Consider the following 21,548-nt stretch of genomic DNA (forward strand, 5'->3'; position numbering starts at 1 on the left):
ACGCCCCTGAGGCTCGGACGTCAGCCGCCGGCCGTGCGCCTGCGGGGCGAGGCTCTCGATCGGATATCTTGCCGGCGTGGAGATCCAGGTGCTGGAGGGCACGCTCGTCGAGGTGCCGACGCCGGGCATGACGGGCATGGACCGGCGTGCGTTCGGCGAGTTCGTCGGGCCGGGGGGTGAGCTGGCGTCGTACGCGTTCGGCTGGGTCACCGGCTCGGACCCGCACGTCGCCCGGCTGTCCGTGGGGATCGGCGCCGGCAATCCCGGCGGCGGCACCTTCCACGCCGTCATCTTCGCCAACGAGGAAGGCCATGCGTTCTCGCTCGTCGACGAGCCCTTCGAGCGGGTCCCGCAGGGCGGCCCGGACCTGACCGCGGACCAGTCACGTGCCCACGAGGACCTGCCGTTCGTGTGGTGGGTGACCGACCACGTCATGGAACACGATCGGCGAGCCCGGTGGATGCGACACTGGCTCCTGGGCACCACCTGCATCCAGACCGCTCAGGTCTTCGAACGCCACGAGCCCGTGCTGCGGATCAGTCACGACGCGGACGACGGGATCTGGCAGCTCATCGGGGCCAGCGACGCGGACGGCAGCAACGGCAGGCTCGGGCACCTGCACCATGCCGTCGACGAGGATCCCAGCCTGATCGACGTCCTTGACCTGCCGCCCGGACGAAGCGCGGTACGCGCGGCCCCGGGACGGCCCTGGACCTGCGACGCCTGACCTCGATCGAGACCAGCCCTATTCCTGCGCGTCGAGGTCGCGCAGGGCGTAGCGGAGGTGTTCCCACTCCTCGTCGAGGATCACGTGGAGGCAGTGCACGACCGGCTCCTCGTGATCGGGTGACCACGCTGTCGGCCGCGGCTCGGCGAGCAGGGCCGGCGTGGCGTTCGCGAGGAAGTCCCGCACCATGGCCTGCCGCTCGGCCCGCAGGTCCAGGGTCTCGGCGAGACTCGGCGGCGTTGCCGCGAAGATGGACATGTCGTAGCCGTCCGTCTCGTACTCGGCGTGCGGCTGCCCGAGCGGGTGGAAGGGCTGCGGCAGTCGCAGAATCGCCTTGCCGAGCCATGCGTCGGTGGCGAACGCGAGGTGGCGCAGCGTCTGCGCGAACGACCACTCGCCGTCGATCGAGACGTCGGCGGCGCCCTCGGGCATGGACTCGACCCGGTCCACCGCGGCTGCCCAGGCCCTCTCGAGCGCCGCCCACGCCGCGCGCAGGCCGTCGAGATCCGTGGCGTTCTTCAGCTCGCGCCCGGGAAAGCGCCGGTTCAGCTCGGCCTCGACGAGCGGCACCACGTCGACTCCGTTGACCAGCAGTGCGCCGTCCGCCAGCCAGGGCGCATCGATATCGAGCCCGCGCACATCGACACCGCGCATCACCGCGCCGGCCAGCGTCGACCTGGTGAACCGCGCGCCTCGCAGGTCCTTGTCCTCGAAAGTCCTCACGTCGCCCTCGGCCACGGCGTCCCTCCTCCCATTGACGATCGCGGTGATGCTAGCGGGCGGGCCCGACAACGAATGTGCGACGCGACCAGCCGGCGGACCGCCGAGCCCGCTGCAACACGTTCCTGCGGTCCTTGGTCACAGATCGAACGCGGCGACGAGGGCCGAGAATGTCGGTGCCACCTCGCGCCACGAACACGGCCCCGGCTGGGTCCAGAAGTCACTGGCGAGGACGCGAGGGTCGGTGGGATCCGTGCGGTAGTCCAGGGCGACGACCACGTCATCGCCGGCTCGCTCGTTCACCGCCACGAGGAACGCCTTGTCGATGTCCAGCCACGGCAGGTCGACCGGCCCGGGCTGCTCGCTGCCCCGCGCCAGCCTGAACACCTGGGCCGTCGCGTCGTCCTCACTGAGCGAGTCCAGCGATCGCGACTCTCGCGCCATCGCCTCGATGCTGGTAAGGAAGTCCAGCGGGTCCTCGAACCACGGCATCGTCCGGGCAAGGACGGTGGTGCCGGGATGCCGCCATCGACCTTCCCTCACCAGCGACAGCAGCAGCCGCGGAACGACAAGGCCACGAATCCGGACCGGAATACGGCTACCCTCCACCGTCCAATCGTCCCACCGATCAGTCCGTGCCTTGGTCTGTCGTGAGCCGCACACATAGATAGGGCCCGACCCTAAGAACACGTACATCCGCTGCCTCGCCCCGGCCGCGACTGAACACACCGATCGACGCGGACACCTCCGGTCGTGACGGCGATCCACGCTCGGTCCGGATGGGTAAACTGCCGCACACGCATGTCGGAGCGGTGCCAGCGGGGGCGGCCATGAGCGCTGAAGACCGGATCGAACGAGCCAGGGAAGCCTCTGAGCGGGCGGTGTACAGCGGTGACACCGGCGCGTTGACCGAGGCCGAGCGAGCCCTGGACGCGGTCGAGGCCGACGTGGCGTTGGCGCGCGGAAAGATCCTGCACGCCCGGTATCAGGCCGCCGCCGGCTCGTCGGCCGCCGAGGACCCCGCCGAACTTCCGCTGTTCGAGCGCGCACTCCGGTTGTACCGCGCACTGGGCGACACCCGCGGCGAGGCCGAGGCGCTGTTCTGGATCGGCTGTCTCCACCAGTTCGTCCGGCGCGACGACGAGGCCGCGACACCGCACCTGGAACGGTCGTGTCGGCTGGCGGCCGAGACCGGTGACCGCCGGACCCAGGCCGAGGCGCTGCGGCACCTGGGCATCGCGGCGCACGCCGCCGGCAGGTGGGACGAGGCGCGTGAGCAGCTCGAGGAGTCGTCCCGGCTGCGCCGGGAGATCGGGAACCTCCCGGGCGTGGCGTCCAACATGGTCGGGCTGGCCTACATCGCCGCGGCACAGGGCCGCCGGGCGGAAGCGCTCGCCACGCTCGACGAGGCGTACGCCATCGCCCGTCCGCACGGCGCCCACGCCACGGTGCGGCACATCGAGCAGGCGAGAACACAGATGTGACGTCGCCCGTCAGCTCCCCGCCGCGTCGAGGTCGCCGACGAGCGAGTCGGGGGCGCGCATCCGCCACGCGTCGGTGACCAGTTCCGTCAGGCGCTCGACGTCGACGTGCGCCAACCGCAGCATGACCAGCGGAAAACCGTCGTACGCGGGTGTGGTGAAGAAGAGGTCCGGCTCGCCGAGCAGCAACGCCTGCTTCTCCGCCTCGTCGCCCACGTAGAGCACCGCGATGTCGGTGCGGATACGCCGCGGCCGTCCGGGCGTGCGCTCCGGATAGGACCAGACGAAGCCCTTGTCGGCGACCCGGAAGTCGAAGCCGTCGCTGTCCATCTCGACCACGTGGGGCAGCGCCGACGCCACCCGCCGGACGTCGTCCGCGTCAACCACGGCGGTCACCCCGGGAGACCGCCTGACCGGACGTGCGCCCGGGATCCGCGCACGCCGCCGGTTCGAGCAGCGACAGCCTCCGCTGCCCCGCGTCGAGGCCGACGCGGATGCCGACCGGCATCGGCAGGTTCGGGCCGGCGTGTCCGAACTCGACGTTGCCCAGCACGGGGATGTCCCGGTCGCCGAGCACGTCGAGGACGATCTCGGCCAGGGTCGGGTCGGGCACCCCCAACCCCTCGATGGCGTGCGGGACGCCCACGACCATGCCGGCGATCCGGTCGAGGACGCCGCAGTGCCGCAGCACCTGCAGGTCGCTCCACACCCACGACGCGAAGCCGCCCATCTCCTCCCAGAACAGCACCGCGCCGTCGAACCAGTCGAGTGGCAGCGCGTACCGGGTCGCCTGGATCCGCATGACGCGGTTGAGCACCCCGCCGATCAGCCGGCCCTCCACCCGACCGGCGCGCCAGCACTCCCACGACGGGGTGGTGGGCAGCGCGCCGATCGCCTCCGTGCCGGTGAGCAACGTCGAGTAGAGGCGCTCCAGTTCCGCCCGGCGCGCCTCGGTCACCCGCTGCCACGCCCCGCCGAGCCCCGGCGTGGCCAGGTCGGCGTGGAACCCGACCAGGCCCGTACGCGCGTGGAGCACGAGGTGCAGCAGCGAGATGTCGCTGTAGCCGAGGATCGGCTTGGGGTCGGCCGCGATCGCCTCGACGTCGATCAGGTCGAGGTAGCCGAGCGCCGTCTGACCGCCGTCGTGCGCGACGACGGCGCGCACCTCGGGGTCGCGCAGCAGCGCGTTGAACTCCTCGGCGATCTCCGCCGCGGTTCCCGCGCTCCACCAGTGGCGCCGCCCCGCCTCGAGCAGCGGCGCCCGACGCACCCGGAATCCCATCCCTTCCAGGACGGCCACCGCCCGGTCGAGGTCGGGCTCGTAGGTGGCGTGCAGCGGCCCGGACAGGGACGCGATCACGACGAGGTCTCCGGGGCGCAGGGCTCGCGGTCGAAGCAGTGGGGGCAGCGCGGATGCGGTCACGGTCTCCACGTACCCTTCGGGCCGGTCGGCGGCCGGCCGAAGATGCCGTCGCCGGTCACCGTGGCGTCGTCGATCCGGCTCGGGTCGACGCTCCACCGGCCGGCGATCGCCATCACGTCGAACTCGTTGGGCATGGCCTCGTGCCACCGGTCCCACTCGTCGTCCGACCAGTGCTCCATACCGGGCTCCCGGCGGCGGACGCCGACGTTCCGCTCGATCTCGTCGACGGTGGGCTCGCCCACGACCAGCGGCACCTCTCCTCGCTCACCGATGTAGCAGTAGGCGCGCAGCAGATCACCGTCCACCGCCCGCGCCCACAGGTGGTACTCGGGGACCCGCTCGGTGACGAAGAACTGCACCTCGCCGAGCGTCCGGCTCAGCTCCCGCAGCCAGTCGCGGAACTCCGGCTCCGTCGTGTCGAGGCCGGGCGGCAGGTCCAGCCGGCCGTGGGCGAGGACCCAACCGGGTACGGGCTCCGCCACGTACACGCCCTGCCGGTAGGCGCGGTCGGTGCCGGCGGCCCAGTCGAGCGTCTCCCGCTCGCGCAGGTCGAGGGCGTCGGCCACCTCCTGCACGGTACGGTCGCGGACCGCCAGCCATGTCGTCTTGAAGCAGAACCCGGCCACGGCGCACATGATCGCAGAATCAGCACCGGCCGTGCTCGCGAAAATCCGGTGACCGGCGAGGGCCACCGCCGTGACAATGTCGCCGTGGAGCAGATCGAGGTCGTCGTCGCCCATACGGAGCGCGCGACCCTGCGCGTCGGCGAGGTGTTCCTGAAGATCGACACCGACCCGGCGCGTACCGATGTCGAGGTCGAGGCGATGGCGCTGGTGCCGCTGCCCACCCCCGAGATCCTGTGGCGCCGGCCGCCCGTACTCGCGCTCGCCGCCCTGCCCGGGACAGCGCTCGGCCGCCTCGGCGAACCGTCGACGGCGTCGCCGGCGGCCTGGGCGGCGGCCGGCGCGGCCGCGCGGCTGCTGCACGACGCGCCGCTGCCACCGTGGCCGGGACGCGGCCACGACGAGTTGGCCGCGCAGCTCGACGGCGAGTGCGCGTGGCTGCTGCGCCACGAGGTCCTGCCCACCGACCTGGTCACCCGCAACCGCCGGCTCGCCGAGACGGCGCTGCGGCCGTGGACGCCGGCGTTCATCCACGGCGACTTCCAGGTCGACCACGTGTTCGTCGCCGCCGACGAGATCACCGGCGTGGTCGACTGGTCCGAGGCGAGCCCGGGCGACGCCCTGTACGACCTGGCGACCCTGACGCTCGGGCACCGGGAACACCTGGCGGACGTCGTCGCCGGTTACGGCGCCGACGTCGACCTCGACCTGATCCGCGCCTGGTGGTCGATGCGCAGCCTGCTGGGGATCCGCTGGCTGGTCCAGCACGGCTTCGACCCGCACGCGCCGGGCTGCGAGGTCGACGTGCTGCGGGCGCAGCAGGCATGAACGACGCGGTGCCGGATCAGAACCAGCTCTCCCGCATGTCCAGCGTGGTGCGGTCCAGGCTCTCCAGCAGGTCGAACCGCGCCGCCACCGTCGGCAGCTCCCACCGGTAGAAGTAGCGCGCCGCCTGCCGCTTGCCCGCCAGGAACTCCCCCTCGGCGCCGTCCGGGGAGCCCAGCGCCTCCACCGCCAGCGCCTGCTCCAGCCACATCCAGGCGATCACCACGTGCCCGACCGCCTCCAGGTAGACCGAGGCGTTGGCCAACGCCAGCTCCGGGTCGCCGGTGGCCCACAGTCGCCGGGTCACCACGCCGATCCGGTCCACCGCCGCGCCGAGCTGGCCGGCCAGTTCGGACGCGAACCCCTCCGCCTTCCAGGCCCGGGTGACCGTGCCGCGGATCGTCTCCAGCAGCGCCTCCAGCGCCGCACCGTCGCGCATGGTGACCTTGCGGCCGAGCAGGTCGAGGGCCTGGATGCCGTGGGTGCCCTCGTGGATGGCGTTGAGCCGGTTGTCCCGCCAGTGCTGCTCGACGTCGTAGTCGCGGGTGTAGCCGTACCCGCCGTGCACCTGGATGGCCAGGTCGTTGGCGGCCAGGCACCACTGCGCCGGCCAGCTCTTCGCGATCGGGGTGAGCAGTTCCAGCAGCAGGTGCGCCCGGTCCCGGTCGGCCTCGGCGGGCGCGGTCTTCTCCTCGTCGAGCAGCCGTCCGCAGTAGAGGATCAACGCGAGCGCGCCCTCGACGTAGCTCTTCTGGGCCAGCAGCATCCGGCGTACGTCGGGGTGGGCGATGATCGGCACCTGCGGCGCGGTGGGGTCCTTGTCGGCGACCGGGCGGCCCTGCGGTCGCTGCCGGGCGTAGGCGACGGATTTCAGGTGGGCGGTGTAGCCGAGCGCGGTGGCGCCCGCCCCGATGCCGATGCGCGCCTCGTTCATCATGTGGAACATCAGCGTGAGCCCCTGGTGCGGCTGGCCCACCAGGTAGCCGACCGCCCCGGCCCGCCCGTACGGCCGGTGCACGCCCTCGCCGAAGTTGAGCAGCGTGTTGGTGGTGCCCCGGTAGCCCAGCTTGTGGTTGAGCCCGACCAGCACCACGTCGTTGCGCGGGCCCGGCCCGTCGCCGTCGCGCAGCACCTTGGGCACGATGAACAGCGACAGGCCCTTCACCCCGGGCGGCCCGCCGGGAATGCGGGCGAGGACCAGGTGGACGATGTTCTCGGCCAGCTCGTGGTCCCCGGCGGAGATCCACATCTTGGTGCCGACGATCCGGTACGTGCCGTCGTCCTGCGGCTCGGCGCGGGTGGTCAGGTCGGCCAGGGAGCTGCCCGCCTGCGGCTCGGACAGGCACATGGTGCCGAAGAACCGGCCCTGGACCATCGGGCGGACCCAGGTGTCGACCTGCTCCGGGCTGCCGTGGGCGAGCAGCAGGTTGGCGTTGCCGAGGGTGAGGAACGGGTACGCCGACGTGCCCACGTTGGCGGCCTGGAACCAGGCGAACGCGGCGGCGGCCACGGCGTGCGGGAGCTGCATCCCGCCGATCGACTCGTCCAGCGTGGCGGCGAGCAGCCCGGTGCCGGCGAACGCGTCCAGCGCGGCCTTGACCTGCGGGATGGTGCGGACGCGCTGGCCGTCGAAGGTGGGTTCGCCGGTGTCGGCGGCCCGGTTGTGCGGCGCGAACCGCTCGGCGGCGACCTGGGCGGCGAGGTCGAGCACCGCGTCGAACGTCTCCCGGGAGTGCTCGGCGTAGCGGGGTCGCTCGGTCAGCCGGGTCACGTCCAGCCAGTCGTGCAGCAGGAACGCGAGGTCGCGGCGGGACAGCAGCAGATCGGACGAGGACACGTGGGCTCCTTCCGGTCAGCCGCGGCGCAGACCGGCGACGGCCTCCCGCAGGTCATCCTGACCGATCGGGGCCGGCGGCGCACCCTCCGCCGCCTCCCGCAGCGCCTTGGCGAGTTGCACCCGGCGCAGCGCCTCGCGCAGGTCCGCCCCGGTCAGCCCGGCCGTGTCGGCGGCCAGGGCGGCCGGGTCGAGGTCGTCGGCGAACATCCGGAAGCCGGGCCGCTCGTGCCGGTCGATCAGCTCACGGATCATCTTGGTGAGGATCTCCGCGCGGCCGGTCTCGTCCGGCGCCGGGATGGCGATCTTCAGGTCGAAGCGGCCGGAGCGGATCAGCGAGGCGTCGACGCGTTGTGGGAAGTTGGTGGTGGCCACCACGATGACGTCGGGGTTCTCCTCGAACAGCGTGTTCATCTCCTGCTTGAAGATGCCGGCGACGGCGTTGACCGCCTGGCTGGCCGCGTCCCCGCCGGCGCCCGCGTAGCTGATGATCGAGTCGAACTCGTCGAAGAGCATGACCGTGGGCCGGCGGTAGCGGCGGGCGTCGCGGAAGATGCGCTTGATGTTGCGTTCCGAGCCGCCGAGGTACTTGTCCAGGATCTCCGGGGTGCGGATCTCCTCGAAGTCCGCGCCGATCTCGTTCGCCAGCGCCCGGGCCAGCATGGTCTTGCCGGTGCCCGGCGGCCCGTACATCAGGATGCCCTGCGGCCGGCGCGCGCCCCAGCGGGCCATCGCCTGCGGGTGCCGGAACGACACGGCCACCTCGCGGAACCGGGCGACCACGTCGGGCAGGCCGCCGACCTGGTCGAGGGTCACCGTGGTGCTGCGCGGCTCGGCCACCGCGACCGGTCGCCGCCCCACCCGGTACGTCCGTCCGCGCAGCACGGACGGCTCCACACTGTCGCCGGCCAGCTCGCGGACGGCCTGGAACAGCAGGCTGAGCACGGCGATCAGCTGCGCCGGACCCACCTCGGCGCTGGGCACGTCGGCGCGGATGCGTACCGTGCCGTTGTCCTGGTCCACCTGGGGCCGCACCCCGGCGGCCTCGGCGGTGTGCAGCACCGCCCGGCCGGCCGGGTCACGCGGCGGCGTGACCAGGGCGGTACCGGCGGGGCGCAGCCCGAGCCGGCGGCCCGCCTCGGCCGCCGCCCGGCCCACCACGGCGGCCGGGCCGTCGCCGCCGCGCGCGGCGAGCCGCTCGGCGAGCAGCAGGCCGACCGGCCCGGCCAGCCCGAGGGCGAGCAGGCCGGCCGGCGCGGCCTCCACCCGCAGGTACGCCTCGAAGCGGTGCACCGGCCGCCCGGCGACGGTGTCGGCGCGCACGGTGCAGCGGACCTCCCGGACCGGGGCGGGGAAGTCGCCGCCGGCCAGCAGGTCAACCGGCCCGTCCTGGGCGGCGGCGAGCAGCCCCGTCGCGTCGACGACGCGCACCTCGGCGCCGAGCAGCGGCACCACGTCCTCGTCCGGCCGCACCTCGTACCCGGTCATGGGTCCTCTTCCCTCGCGGCGACGTCTCCCTGCGAGTCTGGCACCCACCGGCGCGGGCGGCCACACGTCAGCCGGCCGCCCCACCGAGCAGGCCGTCGACGAGGTCGCGGGGCAGCCCGTGGGTGTCGTGCAACCAGTGGTAGTCGCGTTCGGTCAGCGGGCCCCGCGCGCGCACCCGGTCGACCAGCGGCCGGCCCCGTCGCAGCAGCCCCCGGAAGCGGTGTTCCTCGTCCGCCAGCGCCTGCCGCAGCGGGCCGGGGTCGACGTGCTGACGGAACCGGCGCGACGTGTCCGCGTGCAGCGTCGCGGGCAGCTCGTCCAGGCTCCGCTCCGGGTCGTCGCGCCACAGCACGGTCAGCGCGCGGCGCAGCAGCCGACGCAGCACGTACCCCCGGCCGGTGTTGCTCGGCCGGACCCCGTCGCCGAGCACGACCACCGCGCAGCGCAGGTGGTCCGCGACCACCCGCAGGTCCGTGCCGCGCAGGTCCCACCGGTCGCGGACCGTCTCCACCCACGGGCGCAGCCCGTCGCCGGTGAACACCGACCGGTCGCCGCGCAGCACCATCTCCAGCCGCTCCAACCCCATGCCGGTGTCGATGCTGACCAGCGGCAGCGGGGTGAGCCGGCCGTCGGGGTGGCGGTGGTAGCGCATCTGGACGTGGTTCCACACCTCCACCCAGCGCTCGTCGCCGCTCGGGGTGCCGGTGGGCGGCCCGTCGCCGGTCCACACGAAGATCTCCGAGTCCGGTCCACAGGGGCCGGTCGGGCCGTTGGACCACCAGTTGTCCTCGCCGAGCGCCTCGACCGGCACGCCGAGCCCGCTCCAGGTGTCCCGCGCGGTCTCGTCCGGGCCGACGCCGTCCGTGGGGCTCCCCGCGTGGACGGTCGCGTGCAGCCGGCCCGCCGGGATGCCGTACCCGCCGGTGAGCAGCTCGTAGCCCCAGCGCAGGCTGGTCGCGATGTCGTAGTCGCCGAGCGACCACGAGCCGAGCATCTGGAACACGGTCAGGTGAGTGCGGTCACCCACCTCGTCCAGGTCCGTGGTGCGCAGGCACCGCTGCACGTCGACCAGGCGGCGTCCGCCCGGGTGCGGGCGCCCCAGCAGGTACGGCGTGAGCGGGTGCATGCCGGACGTGGTGAACAGCACCGGGTCGCCGGGCGGCGGGACCAGCGAACTCTCCGGCGCGTCCCGATGGCCGTGCCGGTGGTAGTGGTCGTGGAAGATCCGGGTGATCTCGTCGGGGGTCATGGCGGGTGCCTTCCGGGTACGGGCGTCCGGACGGTCCGCGCAACCATGGCGTGACACGACGACGCCGGCGGACCGTTTCCGGTCGCCGGCGATGAATGGGCAGGTCAGGCGGCGGCAACCGGCGAGCGGGAAGCTCGCGCGGCGGCGGCGGTGACAATGCGCCTGCTCTGCATCCGTCCACGCTATCCCGCCCACCCGTCCCCGCCCACCCCTTTTCCCCGCCCCTTCTCCCCGTCCCCTTCTCCCCGTCCCCCTACCCGTCCCCCTGCCCCTGCCCCTGCCCCTGCCTCTGCCTCTGCCTCTGCCTCTGCCCCTGCCCGTTGATCATGAGGTTGGCGGCACTCCTTGGGCGTTTTGTTCCGGTCAACCTCATGATCGACGTGGCCAGTGCCGGAAATGCGGGAAGTTGCGGTGCGCTGCGCACACGCCGAGATCCGGACCGGCCGTGGGTGGAACGCCATGGGTGTGAAATCGGGCCGGAGACACCCATGGTGTTCCACCCGGGTGGGCGGCGTTCGGTGGTGAGAGGTGCCGGCGCGCGGGGTGGGTCCACCACCGGGTGTGGCCGGTCCAGCGCCGGGCACCGAGCACCGGGCCAACGGGCACCGAGCAACGGGCACCGAGCAACGGGCACCGGGACAACGGGCACCGAGCAACGGGCATCGAGCACCGGACCAACGGGCACTGAGCACCGAGCACCGCAACCGCACAACCGGCCAACGGACCAGGCAGCCGGACAACCGGCCAGGCCCCGGCCAGCCACCAGCAGGCCCGTCAGCCGACGGCCTGGCGCCACTTCGGCGGGGTGGCGGGGTCGCGGGCGACCGGAGACCGCCACCTCGGCGAGGTTGCGCCGATCTTGGGGGTTCGGCGCGGCGACGCCAGGGGGACGGGACCGGACGGGATGTCAGGGGGTGGGGGCGGTCGCGGGGGTGAGTAGGCGGCGGTAGAGCGCGTCGAGGCGTTCGGCCTGCGCCTCCCAGGTCCATCCGGGCAGCGGTGAGTCCGGTCGGTCGTAGACGGCGCGGTAGCGCCCCGGGTCGGCGAGCACCGCCCGGACCGCGCGGGCCAGGTCGGCGGCGTCCCGGGCCCGGAACACCTCGCCCTGGCCGGTGGCCCGGACCGTGTCGGCCATGGTGCGTACGTCGCTGACCACGATCGGCAGCCGAGCGTGCGCGTACTCGAAGAACTTGGTGATCAGCGCGATCTCGTGGTTGGGCCAGTGGTGCAGCGGGATGAGCCCGACGTCGGCGGCGGCGAGGAACGCGACGAGCTGCCGGTGCGGCACGTACGGCAGCACGTGCACCCGGTCGTCGACGCCGTGCCGGGCGGCGCGGGCCACGACCTGGCGGACGTACCCGGCGGCGGGGTCGCCGACGACCAGCGCCAGGTGCACGCCGGGCAGCCGGGGCAGCGCCTCGACGACGGTGTCGACGCCCCGCTGCGGGGCCATCGCGCCGCTGTAGACCAGCAGCGGGGTGTCGGCGGCCAGGCCGCAGCGCGCCCTCAGGTCGGGTGCGCCCCCGGCGTCCACCGCGGCGGCGACCGGCCCAGCGCCGACCACGGATCCACCGACCGGCGCAGCGAGCACCACGGATCCGCCGACCGGCGTCGGTACGGCCGCCGGTTCGGCCGTCGCGACCGGGGCGTTGAGCACGACGGTCGGGCGCTGCGGCAGGTCGTGGTCGCGGACCAGCAGGTCGGCGAGGGTGTCGGAGACGGTGACGACGGCGTCGGCGTGGCCGACGTACTCGCGGACGTAGCCGAGGTGGGCGGGCAGCCAGCGGGCGTTGTCGCGGCGGGGCCGGGCGCCGGGCAGCCACTCGTGCGCGTCCCAGACCAGCTTGACGTCGCGTCCCTGCGCGCGGGCGCGCTCCACGGCGCGGGCGGCCACGCCGAGCATCCGGAAGTCGTGCGCGTGGATCAGGTCGGGGCGCACCGCGTCGACGACCGGGCCGGCGAGCCGCTCGTACCCCCAGAGCCCGGGCTCCAGCCGGCGCCAGGCCCGGTCGCCGAGCCGCGCCCGCCAGTAGCGGACCTGGGCGTGCTCGACGGGCCGGCGGGCCAGCCGGGCGGCCCGCAGCGGCAGCCCGCCCCGGGCCACCAGACGCCGCCGCAGCCCGGCCACGCCGCCTGGGGACCCGGACGCGCCGGGCGGGGCGGGACGGGGGGCGTCGAGCGGCAGGACACGCACCTCGGCGTCGCCGAGCCGCCAGCGGCGCTCGGCGTCGACGTGGGCGCAACCGAGCAGGGTCACGTCCCACCCGGCGTCGGCAGCGGACCGGGCGGCCTTCTGCACCCGCGAGTCACCCTCGACGGCGTTGTCGACCAGCATCACCACCCGGCGGCCGGCGCGCGGCGTCGCGGCGTCGCGGTCCATCGGCGACCACACCCCTTCAGCTCGTCGGCCGGACTGGGCGCGAGTGTACGGGGAGCGCGACGCCGCCAGGACCGCAGTGGAAGCGCCCTGAGCTGCGAAGACACCGAGTGTGCAGGTGCCGGCGGGCGAACGTTCACCCGCCGTGCACGGGTCGGTCAGACGGCGCCGGAGGCGACCAGCGGGCCCGGGGCGGCCGGCTGCCGACGGTCGCGCCGGTTGGGCAGCGACAGCCGGATGACCTTCCACCAGGCGGAGGCGACCTGCTTGGGCAGCGGGCCGGTGGTGTAGCGCAGGCCGTACCGGTCGAACAGCGCCCGCACCTGCGGGGCGATCTCCTGGTAGCGGTTGCTGGGCAGGTCGGGGAAGAGGTGGTGCTCGATCTGGAACGACAGGTTGCCGGTCATGAGGTGCAGCAGGCGGGGGCCGCTGATGTTGGCCGAGCCGAGCATCTGCCGCAGGTACCACTCGCCGCGCGTCTCGCCCTCGATGGAGGTCTTCTCGAACGTCTCCACGCCGTTCGGGAAGTGCCCGCACATGATCACCGAGTGGCTCCACACGTTGCGCAGCAGGTTCGCGGTGAACGTGGCGGCGAGCGTGGACAGGAACGAGGGGCCGGAGAGCAGCGGGTGCACCACGTAGTCCTTCAGCACCTGGCGGCGGATCTTGCGGCCGACCGCCCTGGCCTTGGCCCGGAACGCCGGGTCCTTGAGTCGCTTCTGCTTGAGGTGGTCGCCCAGCTCCATGTCGTACGCGGCGATGCCGTACTCGAAGAAGCACGCGTTGAGCAGGTTCCACACCGGCTGGCCCAGGTGCATCGGGTGCCAGGGCTGATCCTCGTCGACGCGCATGATGCCGTACCCGAGGTCGTTGTCCTTGCCGACCACGTTGGTGAAGCGGTGGTGCAGCTCGTTGTGCGACTGCTTCCACTGGTCGGCCGGGGAGACGTGGTCCCACTCCCAGGTGGTGGAGTGGATCTTCGGGTCACGCATCCAGTCCCACTGGCCGTGCAGGACGTTGTGCCCGATCTCCATGTTGTCGAGGATCTTGGCGACCGTGAGGCCGGCCGTGCCGACGATCCAGGCCGGCGGGAACAGCGAGAAGAGCAGCACCGCCCGACTGCTGATCTCCAGCGTCCGCTGGGTCTTGATCACCTTGCGGATGTAGCGGGCGTCCCGCTCCCCCCGGTCGGCGAGGACCCGGTCCCGGATCGCGTCCAGTTCCTTGCCGATGATCTCGATGTCCTCGGCGCTCAGGTGGGCGATCGGGTTGTCGGCCTTCTTCTGGATCACGGTCACGTCGGTGGCTCCTTCAGAGATCAATGTCGCAGGTACCGGCGGCCGCCGACACGCAGGTCTGGATGGCGACGCCGTCACCCGGCACAGCCGTGGTGACGTCGCCGTTGCGCAGGTCGCGTACGGCGCCCTGGCGCAACGGCACGACGCAGCCGAAGCAGATCCCCATCCGGCAGCCCGAGGGCATGAGCACCCCCGCGTTCTCCCCCGCGTCGAGCAGGGTGGTGGCGCCGTCGGCCTCGACGGTCACCCCCGCCCCGGTGAAGGTCACCGTGCCGCCCTCGCCCGGTGTGATCACCGTGGGACGGAACCGCTCGGTGTGCAACAGTTCTGCGGCGGCGCGCGCCGCCCAGTGCGTCTCGGCCGCGTCGAGCAGGCCGACCGGGCCGCAGGCCCAGGTGTGTCGCTGCGCGTGATCGGGTACGAGGTCGTCCAGCTCGGCCACGTCGAGCAGGCCGGAGGTGTCGGTGTGCCGCTCGACCAGCCGTACCGTACCGCGCTCGGCCAGCGCCCGCAGTTCGGCGCCGAAGATGACGTCGTCGCGGGTGGGTGCCGAGTGCACCAGCACCACGTCGGCCCGTTCCAGGAGCCCGGACCGGAGCATGCCCATGACCGGCGTGACGCCGCTGCCGGCGGTGAGGAACAGGACCCGCTCGGGCACGGCCGCGGGCAGCACGAAGTCGCCCTGGGCCTGGTCGAGCTGGACGATCGTGCCCGGCCGGATCCGGCGGACCAGGTGGTTGCTGACCTTGCCGTCGGGGATGGCCTTCACCGTGACGCTGATCCGGCCGTCGGCCGCGCCCGGCGCCGAGGTGACCGAGTACGCCCGCCACTGCCGGACCCCGTCGACGTCGACGCCGAGTCGCACGTACTGCCCGGGCTGGTGGCCCCGCCAGCCCCGACCAGGTTGGATCACCAGCGTGGCCGCGTCCCGCGTCTCCGGGCGGACGGCGACGACGCGCCCGCGCAGCGGCGCGCCCGCGCGCAGCGGCGCGACCATGTCGAGGTAGTCGTCCGGGAGCAGCGGCGTGGTGACCGTGCCGGCCAGCCGCAGCAGCCTGTCCCGGAAGGAGACCTTCTGGGGGCGGCGGTGGGCAGTTGTGGTCATATGACCAGCGTGGCCGCACAATCGCATAACATCTTGACCGGCAAAGGTGAAACGGTCCCAGGTTTTTGTTCGAGGAGAACAACATGACGCAGGAGGCCGGGACGGGCCAGCGGGCAGCCCATCTCGATCTCGACGCCGGCGTGGCGGCGACGCTGCGCGAACGGCTGCCCATGGTCGCCGAGCGGACGGTCACCGCGATCACCGCCGAGGTTCCGGACTACTCGGGCGCGCTGACCGGGGCCATGCGGGAGAAGATCGAGAACGCGGTACGCATCGCGCTCGGCACGTTCCTCCAGCTCATCGAGGGTACCCAGACGGCCGACCCGAGCACGCCCCTGGCCCCCGCGCTGGAGGCCGCCTACGCGCTGGGCAGCGGCGAGGCCCGCTCGGGGCGGAGCATGGACGCGTTGCTGGCCGCGTACCGGGTGGGGGCCCGGGTGGCCTGGCGGGAGGTCTCCACCACCACGGTCCGCAGCGGGTCGGCCGCCGAGACGGTGGCCGAGTTCGCCGAGCTGATGTTCGCGTACATCGACGAGCTGTCGGCGGCCAGCGTGGCCGGGCACGCCGACGAGCTGGCCAGCGCCGGCCGGGTGCGCCGCCGCAGCCTGGAACGGCTCACCCAGCAGCTGCTCGCCGGGGAGCCGGAGGAGTCGCTACGGGCCAGCGCCGAACGGGCCGACTGGCCGCTGCCGCAGACCCTGACCGTGGTGCTGCTGCCCCGCCGGCACCTGCGCGCGGTGCTCGCCCTGCTCAACCCGCACACGCTGGAGAGCGGCGAGGACCTGCCCGGGATGAGTCCGGCCGAGGAGCTGGCGGTGCTGCTGGTGCCGGACGCGCACGGCGGCCGGCGGCGTCAGCTCACCCGACTGCTGCACGGGCACCGGGCGGTGCTCGGCCCGGCCCGGCCGTGGCACCGGGTCGCCGCGTCGTACCAGCGGGCCACCCGGGCGCTCGCGCTCGGCCTCGGCGAGCCGGACGCCGGGCCGGTCGACACCGAACGGCACCTGGCCACCCTGCTGCTCAGCATGGACCCGGAGGCCCTGGCCGACCTGCGCGCGCAGGCCCTCGCCCCGCTGGCCGCGCTGCCGCCGGCCACCGCGCACCGGCTCGCCGAGACGCTGCGGTCCTGGCTGCTGCACCAGGGGCGACGCGACGACGTGGCGGCGGACCTCTTCGTCCACCCGCAGACGGTCCGCTACCGGATGGGCAAGCTCCGGGAGCTGTTCGGCGACCGGCTGCACGACCCGGCCACCGTCCTCGACCTCACCATCGCGCTCGCCGTACCGGCGGAGCAGGGCGGGGCCCCCGCCTGACGGTCCGCCGGCCCCGGGTCACCGGGCCCGAGCGGCCGGGTCCTCCGGCCCTGTCCCCCGCCCGCGGCGGCGGGCAGGGTCGGAAGGGGACGAGCAACAAGGAGGCGCCACCATGAACCGCTCATCGACAGGTGTCCGGCAGACCCCGACGGTACGGGTGCTGGAGGCGGCGGCCCGGCAGTCCCTGCACGCCCCCTCGGTCTTCAACACCCAGCCCTGGCGCTGGCGGGTCACCCCGGACGCGCTGGAGCTGCGCGCCGACCCGGACCGGCAGCTCGCCCACACCGACCCGGACGCCCGGCTGCTCACGCTGAGCTGCGGGGCGGCGCTGCACCACGCCCGCGTCTCGCTGACCGCCGCCGGGTGGGCGGTCACGGTGGAACGGATGCCCGACCCGGGTGACCCGACGCTGCTGGCCCGGCTGCGCGCCACCGGCCCGGCGAACCTGGACGTCCCGGCGGGACGGCTGGTCGACGCGATCCCGCGCCGGCGCACCGACCGCCGCGCGTACGGCGACCGCCCGGTGCCCGAACCGGTCCTGGCCCGCCTCACCGACGCGGTCGAGGCCGAGGGCGCGCACCTGCACGTGGTCCGGCCGGACCAGATGCCGATGCTGGCCGTCTCCACCGGACGGGCCGCCGACGCCGAGCTGGCCGACCCGGCGTACCGGGAGGAGCTGCGGCGCTGGACCAACCGGCCGGCGGACAGCGGCGACGGCGTGCCCGCCGCCACCGCCGTGCGACCCGCGCCGAGGCGGGTGCCGGTGCGCGACTACGCGCCCGGCGGAGCTGCCGGGCTGAGCCCGGGCGCGGACTTCGACCGCGGCGCGGCGTACCTGATCCTGTTCGGTGAGCGGGACGAGCCGGCGGCCTGGCTGCGCGGCGGCGAGGCGTTGTCGGCGCTGCTGCTCACCGCGACCGCCGAGGGGCTGGCCAGCGCGCCGCTCAGCGACGCGATCGAGCTGGCCTGGCCGCGCCGGATGATGCGTGACCTGCTCGCCGGAATCGGGGCACCCTACCTGGTGGTGCGGGTCGGCTGGGGGCCTGACACCGAGCTGCCGCCGGCGCCGCGCCGCACGCCGGCCGACGTCATCGAGGTGGTCGCGCCGCCGGAGTGACCACCTCGTCGTCCCCCTCCGCCGGACGACGGAAGGCGGTCCAGAGGTTGAAGCCGAGGATCGCGACCGCGAACGTCGCCCAGAGCGCGAGCAACGCAGGTGAGTGACCGTCCCGGGCGAACCGGGGCAGGGCCACGGCCAGCAGGACCGCACCGAACAGCGCCGAGGCGACGGCCATCACCCGTCCTGCCCGCCGGGCGGGCCGCGGGCCGGGCGGACGCCGCTCGGCGGTGCGCGCGGCGAGGGCCCGGCGCAGGGTGGTCCCGACCATCGTGACCGCCACCGCCAGCCAGAGGACGGAGAACCACGAGAACGGTTCCGTGACGAGGCGCAGCACACCGTAGCCGGCCAGGACCGCGCCGAGCGTCGCGATGAAGAGGTCCCGCTGCCGTGCGCTTCCGGACATGCGTGGACGTCTACCCGGTCCGGCACCGCCGCATGCCCACGTCGACCGGGGCTCGGACGGCCGGAGCGGGCGCTAGTCTCGACGGGTGTTCGCACCGGATCCGGCCGACGCGTTCGTGGTCTTCGGCGACCAGGACTCCGGCTGTCTGTCCTTCGGCGTGCGGGCGGCGGGCCGGCGCTGGTTCGTCAAGCAGGCCCGGACGCCGCAGGCGCGGGTCTCGCTCACCCGGGCCCTCGGGCTGCACGCCGCCGTCCGGCACCCGGGCATCGTCCGGCCGGAGCTGGTGCGCGACGGCACCGACGGGCCCACTCTGATCTACCCGTGGTGCGCCGGCACCGTGCTCAACCACGCCACCGTGCACGGCTCGGACCGCGCCGGCCTGGCCCGCTTCCAGCGCCTCCCGGTCACCGAGGCGCGTGCGGCCCTGGCGGTGATCCTCGACGCCCACCTGGCCGTCGGCGCCGCCGGCTACGTCGCGGTCGACCTGTACGACGGCTGTTTCCTCTACGACTTCGACGCACACCGGATGCGGCTGATCGACCTGGACGAGTACCGGCCGGGCCCGTTCGTCCTGGACTCCGAGCGGTTGCCCGGGTCCCGCCGCTACCTCTCGCCGGAGGAGTTGACCCGGGGCTCCCTGATCGACGAGCGCACGACCGTCCACGCGTTGGGCCGTACGCTGCACCACCTGCTCGACACGCCGTCGGGCTGGCGGGGCGACGACCGCGCCGCGGCGGTCGTGGAGCGGGCCACCCGGGCCGATCCGGATGCGCGGTACGCGTCCGTGCCGGACCTGGTCGAGGCCTGGCGGAACACCTGACCGCTGACCGCCATACCCCGCTCGCGGGCCGACCTCGGCACACCGGCCGGCCGTCGACGCCGGGATGAGCGTGCCGGGCGGCGTACCGGCGTCGAGGTGGACCTCGACGGCCGCAAGCTCGGCGCGTTCGGCAGCCGGGTCCATAATGGAGAGATGTCGCAGGTCGTCGCCGTGATCGAGGTGCTCGCGCTCCTCGGTCTGGCGCCCGGCTTCGTCGGTGCGTTGGCGGCGGCGGTCCTGCGCAGGCCCCTGGACAACCTGAGCCGCCCCTTGCAACGGCTGCCCGCCGAGCAGTTCCGCAACGCCATCATGCTTCCGCTGATCTCGGTCTACGCCGGCGCGGTCGCCGGCGTGGGGACGAACCTGTTGACCACCGAGCCGGATCGCTACCTCTACGCCTTCGCCTTCATGCTCGTCGCGGCGCTCGTGGTGGTGATGATCGGCGGCCGACTCGCCGTCAAGCCGATCCGGCGGGTCGCCGGCACCGCGGTCGCCTACCGTCGCGAACTCCTCGCCGAGATGCTGCACCGCGACTGGACGAGCGCGTCACGGGAGGACCGCGCGGCCGCGACGCGGCGGGCGGCCCGCCTCGCGGCCACCGGTCTCCGGCTGGACTCCTACGCCCGGACCCGGTCCTTCGGGCAGTGGCTCCGCCGCCGGCCCCGGCTCGAGCTGGCGTGGTTCGCCACGGCCACCGCCGTCACCACGGCGGTGCTGCTGTACGTGCTGGTCGTGCGGGTCGTGACCGGTGGCGGGACGATTGGGCCCGGGTTGCTGCTGATCGTGCTGTTGCCGACCCTGGGACCGGGACAGCTCTGGCTGCGCTACCGGGAGAACCGGGCGACACTGCGTGCCTTCGGGGCCGAGCTGCACTCCGAGGCGTCCGCGGTGCTCACGGCGATCGCCGCCGCGCCACCGCCACCGTTCCGGCTCCGCCTGTTGCGGTCGCTACGGACGCTCCTCGACCTGGACCCTCCGGGTCACCGCCGTCGTCCCGACGTCTGATCGGACGGCCTCCGCCGACAGATGGTCGGCGGCCCCTGATCCGCCCCTAGCCGCCGGCCAGGACCTCGCGGAGACGGGCGGCGAACTCCTCCGGCTTGCCGCCGTAACCGAACCGGCCGTCGAGGAAGCCGCCGTGGTGGCTCGGGAAGACCGTCGCCTGCTGCGCGAGCAGTGCGGCGGTGCCCGCCGCGGTGCGCGCGGTGTAGGTGCCGGCCGACTCCTCCCCGACGGCGACCACGATGCGGGTCGACGCCGCGCCGAGCCGGCCCGCGTCGGGCCGGTAGTCGGTGACCGCCCAGGAGTTCTGCGACAGCAGCGGATCGTCGCGGCTGCCGTCGTCCTCCGTCGACAGGCCGAACGCGGCCGGGTCGGGCGACGGCTGCGCGAAGTAGGCGTCGGTGAACTCGCCCTGCCAGGACGTCATCGCGATGAAGTCGGCCATGCCCGCGCCGTTGCCCCCGGCCCGGTACGCCTCGTGGAAGCGGGCGCGCGCCCGCTCGGCCCCTGCCGCGTCGGGGAGCACCGCGTTGATCGGCGGCTCGTGCGCCACCAGCGTGACGACGTCGTCGGGGTGGGTGGCGACCAGCTCGAGGGCGGTGACCGCGCCGCCGCTGCTGGCGAAGATCTCGACCGGCCCGGCGCCGAGCGCCTCGACCAACAGGTGCAGGTCGGCGGCCTGCTGCTGCGGGGTGTGGTCGGACCGGCCGTCGGTGCGCACGCTGCGACCCAGGCCACGCGGGTCGTAGGTGACCACGGTGCGGTCGGTGAAGTGCCCGGCGAGCGCGTCGAAGCCCTCCGCCGTCATCGGCTGGCCGATCATGAGCAGCACCGGGCGGCCGTCGGCCGGCGGCAGCGGCCCACGGACGTCGTAGACCAGGTCGGCGCCGGGCACGGCGAGCGTGTGGGTCCCTGTCGTCATGGCGGTGACCCTACGACGCCGGTCCGACATCCGTCGCCGCACCGCGCCGGCCGGCGCGGGGTCAGGGCCCGGCTGCGTGCGGAGGAACGGGCCACCGAGGAGGCGGTGAGCGCGTGGCGGAACCGCCACCTGTGACCGCCCGGGCGGCGCAAACACCCGCCCGACCGGTCGGCCGGCGCATAGCGTGTGGGCAGGGAGGCGGCCTGGGCAGGAGGCGGCCTGAGCCGGAGGGGGACGCCGTGACGGAGCCGGAAGAGGAGCAGGAGAAGACCCGCAAGACCGACCAGGTGCTGTTCTCACCCGACGGCGATCCGCACCACACGTTGGCGGAGGCGCCCCAGCCGGACGAGCACCTCGACGTCACCGCCACGGTCGACGACCGGACCGAGGTCGTCGACGACGAACAGTGACGGTCGGGAGCGATACCGCCGGCGGGCCCGGGACGTTCGCCATCCCGATCGCGCGAACGAGGTCTTCGCGGTCGAGCCTCTCTCCGGCTCGGCCGCGCCCGCCCGGGCCGATGGCCTGACGGCGGGAGTCGCGCTCAGACCGGCGGGATGCCGGAGCGGCCGATCGCGGACATGTCGCCGCCACCGATCTCGGTGGTGTCGCCGGGCGGGCGCGGCGGGCCGGTGGCCTCGGTCCGGTCCTCGACGCAGGCGTCGCCCCCGCCGTGCATCAGCTCCCCGACGGCGGCCAGCGCCGACCCCTTGTCCGGGCAGGGCCGGCCGGTGGCGAGCACCTGCCCGTCGTCGCCCAGGACGGTGAACCCGACCGTGCCGTCGGGCTCGCTCTCGATGACGAACTTCACCGCGCCT

The 21,548-nt window shown here is 73.8% G+C and carries 22 protein-coding genes; 8 read left to right on the plus strand and 14 right to left on the minus strand.

Annotated features, from left to right (window positions below):
- The first annotated feature begins 76 nt into the window (after positions 1-76).
- Positions 77-727, plus strand: a complete 651-nt coding sequence (locus GA0070622_RS20905) for a hypothetical protein (protein ID WP_091576472.1) — start codon at positions 77-79, stop codon at positions 725-727.
- A gap of 18 nt (positions 728-745) precedes the next feature.
- Here the strand turns inward: GA0070622_RS20905 and GA0070622_RS20910 are convergent, their stop codons facing one another.
- A complete protein-coding gene (locus tag GA0070622_RS20910; RefSeq protein WP_218060605.1) occupies positions 746-1,465 on the minus strand; it encodes a DinB family protein in 720 nt (239 codons plus the stop codon).
- A 120-nt stretch (positions 1,466-1,585) separates the two neighbouring features.
- Positions 1,586-2,056, minus strand: coding sequence for a hypothetical protein (locus GA0070622_RS20915; RefSeq protein WP_091576475.1), 471 nt, complete (start codon positions 2,054-2,056; stop codon positions 1,586-1,588).
- Between the two features lie 221 nt (positions 2,057-2,277).
- Between GA0070622_RS20915 and GA0070622_RS20920 the strand changes: the two genes are divergently transcribed.
- The gene (locus tag GA0070622_RS20920) at positions 2,278-2,931 is read left to right on the plus strand and encodes a tetratricopeptide repeat protein (RefSeq protein ID WP_091576479.1); all 654 of its coding nucleotides are present in this window, start codon (positions 2,278-2,280) and stop codon (positions 2,929-2,931) included.
- Positions 2,932-2,940: 9 nt separating this feature from the next.
- Here the strand turns inward: GA0070622_RS20920 and GA0070622_RS20925 are convergent, their stop codons facing one another.
- The 3 genes from GA0070622_RS20925 to GA0070622_RS20935 are packed head-to-tail and all read right to left on the minus strand — an operon-like array spanning position 2,941 to position 4,977.
- Entirely contained in the window at positions 2,941-3,315 is a 375-nt protein-coding gene (locus GA0070622_RS20925) for an MmcQ/YjbR family DNA-binding protein (protein WP_176558805.1), read from the minus strand.
- Positions 3,308-4,288, minus strand: a complete 981-nt coding sequence (locus tag GA0070622_RS20930; RefSeq protein ID WP_218060606.1) for a S66 peptidase family protein — start codon at positions 4,286-4,288, stop codon at positions 3,308-3,310. Before GA0070622_RS20930 ends, GA0070622_RS20925 begins: the two co-directional genes overlap by 8 nt.
- Positions 4,289-4,347: 59 nt before the next feature.
- Positions 4,348-4,977 carry a hypothetical protein gene (locus GA0070622_RS20935; RefSeq protein ID WP_218060607.1) on the minus strand — a complete coding sequence of 210 codons (630 nt, stop codon included), beginning with the start codon at positions 4,975-4,977 and terminating at the stop codon, positions 4,348-4,350.
- A gap of 84 nt (positions 4,978-5,061) precedes the next feature.
- On the opposite strand from GA0070622_RS20935, the gene GA0070622_RS20940 reads away from it, so the two are divergent.
- A complete protein-coding gene (locus GA0070622_RS20940; protein ID WP_091577750.1) occupies positions 5,062-5,802 on the plus strand; it encodes a phosphotransferase family protein in 741 nt (246 codons plus the stop codon).
- 16 nt (positions 5,803-5,818) lie between these two features.
- Here the strand turns inward: GA0070622_RS20940 and GA0070622_RS20945 are convergent, their stop codons facing one another.
- The 6 genes from GA0070622_RS20945 to GA0070622_RS20970 form a co-directional block, all read right to left on the minus strand.
- Positions 5,819-7,636 carry an acyl-CoA dehydrogenase gene (locus tag GA0070622_RS20945; RefSeq protein ID WP_091576486.1) on the minus strand — a complete coding sequence of 606 codons (1,818 nt, stop codon included), beginning with the start codon at positions 7,634-7,636 and terminating at the stop codon, positions 5,819-5,821.
- A gap of 15 nt (positions 7,637-7,651) precedes the next feature.
- Positions 7,652-9,121: an ATP-binding protein gene (locus tag GA0070622_RS20950; RefSeq protein WP_091576489.1), complete on the minus strand. Its 1,470-nt coding sequence runs from the start codon at positions 9,119-9,121 to the stop codon at positions 7,652-7,654.
- Between the two features lie 67 nt (positions 9,122-9,188).
- The gene (locus GA0070622_RS20955) at positions 9,189-10,370 is read right to left on the minus strand and encodes an alanine--tRNA ligase-related protein (protein ID WP_091576492.1); all 1,182 of its coding nucleotides are present in this window, start codon (positions 10,368-10,370) and stop codon (positions 9,189-9,191) included.
- A gap of 907 nt (positions 10,371-11,277) precedes the next feature.
- Positions 11,278-12,750, minus strand: a complete 1,473-nt coding sequence (locus GA0070622_RS20960; protein ID WP_091576495.1) for a glycosyltransferase family 4 protein — start codon at positions 12,748-12,750, stop codon at positions 11,278-11,280.
- 155 nt (positions 12,751-12,905) lie between these two features.
- The gene (locus GA0070622_RS20965; RefSeq protein ID WP_091576498.1) at positions 12,906-14,045 is read right to left on the minus strand and encodes a fatty acid desaturase family protein; all 1,140 of its coding nucleotides are present in this window, start codon (positions 14,043-14,045) and stop codon (positions 12,906-12,908) included.
- Positions 14,046-14,058: 13 nt separating this feature from the next.
- Positions 14,059-15,150: a ferredoxin reductase gene (locus GA0070622_RS20970; protein WP_091576501.1), complete on the minus strand. Its 1,092-nt coding sequence runs from the start codon at positions 15,148-15,150 to the stop codon at positions 14,059-14,061.
- 83 nt (positions 15,151-15,233) lie between these two features.
- Here GA0070622_RS20970 and GA0070622_RS20975 point away from each other — a divergent pair, with 83 nt between their 5' ends.
- Together GA0070622_RS20975 and GA0070622_RS20980 are read left to right on the plus strand one after the other, a co-directional pair.
- Positions 15,234-16,463, plus strand: coding sequence for a PucR family transcriptional regulator (locus GA0070622_RS20975; protein ID WP_091576504.1), 1,230 nt, complete (start codon positions 15,234-15,236; stop codon positions 16,461-16,463).
- A 112-nt stretch (positions 16,464-16,575) separates the two neighbouring features.
- Positions 16,576-17,580, plus strand: coding sequence for an Acg family FMN-binding oxidoreductase (locus tag GA0070622_RS20980; RefSeq protein ID WP_091576507.1), 1,005 nt, complete (start codon positions 16,576-16,578; stop codon positions 17,578-17,580).
- Here the strand turns inward: GA0070622_RS20980 and GA0070622_RS20985 are convergent.
- Positions 17,552-17,986 carry a hypothetical protein gene (locus tag GA0070622_RS20985; protein ID WP_091576510.1) on the minus strand — a complete coding sequence of 145 codons (435 nt, stop codon included), beginning with the start codon at positions 17,984-17,986 and terminating at the stop codon, positions 17,552-17,554. The genes GA0070622_RS20980 and GA0070622_RS20985 overlap by 29 nt on opposite strands.
- Before the next feature lie 85 nt (positions 17,987-18,071).
- On the opposite strand from GA0070622_RS20985, the gene GA0070622_RS20990 reads away from it, so the two are divergent.
- Both GA0070622_RS20990 and GA0070622_RS20995 read left to right on the plus strand, forming a co-directional pair.
- Complete coding sequence (locus tag GA0070622_RS20990; RefSeq protein ID WP_091576512.1) at positions 18,072-18,806, plus strand: protein kinase family protein; 735 nt, start codon at positions 18,072-18,074, stop codon at positions 18,804-18,806.
- 96 nt (positions 18,807-18,902) lie between these two features.
- Positions 18,903-19,811 carry a hypothetical protein gene (locus GA0070622_RS20995; RefSeq protein ID WP_091576514.1) on the plus strand — a complete coding sequence of 303 codons (909 nt, stop codon included), beginning with the start codon at positions 18,903-18,905 and terminating at the stop codon, positions 19,809-19,811.
- Positions 19,812-19,857: 46 nt separating this feature from the next.
- On the opposite strand, the gene GA0070622_RS21000 is transcribed toward GA0070622_RS20995, so the two are convergent.
- Positions 19,858-20,730, minus strand: a complete 873-nt coding sequence (locus GA0070622_RS21000; RefSeq protein WP_091576516.1) for an alpha/beta fold hydrolase — start codon at positions 20,728-20,730, stop codon at positions 19,858-19,860.
- A 239-nt stretch (positions 20,731-20,969) separates the two neighbouring features.
- Between GA0070622_RS21000 and GA0070622_RS32645 the strand changes: the two genes are divergently transcribed.
- The gene (locus GA0070622_RS32645; protein WP_174529122.1) at positions 20,970-21,140 is read left to right on the plus strand and encodes a hypothetical protein; all 171 of its coding nucleotides are present in this window, start codon (positions 20,970-20,972) and stop codon (positions 21,138-21,140) included.
- Positions 21,141-21,274: 134 nt separating this feature from the next.
- Here GA0070622_RS32645 and GA0070622_RS21005 read toward each other — a convergent pair whose 3' ends face one another.
- The gene (locus GA0070622_RS21005) at positions 21,275-21,541 is read right to left on the minus strand and encodes a YegP family protein (RefSeq protein ID WP_091576519.1); all 267 of its coding nucleotides are present in this window, start codon (positions 21,539-21,541) and stop codon (positions 21,275-21,277) included.
- Positions 21,542-21,548 lie beyond the last annotated feature (7 nt).

It is taken from the genome of Micromonospora sediminicola (genome assembly GCF_900089585.1).
Classification (GTDB): domain Bacteria; phylum Actinomycetota; class Actinomycetes; order Mycobacteriales; family Micromonosporaceae; genus Micromonospora; species Micromonospora sediminicola.